Origin of the sequence: Adlercreutzia equolifaciens (genome assembly GCF_029076695.1) — a bacterium.
GTDB lineage: Bacteria > Actinomycetota > Coriobacteriia > Coriobacteriales > Eggerthellaceae > Adlercreutzia > Adlercreutzia equolifaciens_A.
Window position 1 is genome coordinate 1 of sequence record NZ_JARFIK010000169.1, and the last position, 341, is coordinate 341.

Sequence of the window (341 nt, forward strand, 5' to 3'; positions counted from 1 at the left end):
AAAATGACGTTTGACGCGGTCCTTATGGATAAGAGAGGCGTTTACCTTGTAAGAACTTACGGCTGGGGAATTAAGATATACGGAACTCCGGACGGAGCTATGTGGCGGAGAGAGGACGCAAAGAGAAAAGAAGAGTTTGTTCCGGTGGAGCCGGGAAAAGTAAAAATGTACGTGTGCGGACCGACCGTATACAACTTCATCCACATCGGAAACGCGAGACCGATGATCGTATTTGATACGGTAAGACGGTACTTTGAATATAAAGGATACGATGTAAACTATGTATCCAACTTCACGGATGTCGATGATAAGATCATCAAAAAAGCCATCGAGGAGGGCGT

Annotated in this window: 1 pseudogene; it reads left to right on the top strand. The window is 45.5% G+C overall.

Features of this window, described 5'->3' with window-relative positions:
• Window positions 1-3: 3 nt before the first annotated feature.
• Window positions 4-341: pseudogene (locus tag PZH32_RS11930) on the top strand (hypothetical protein); the annotation flags it as partial.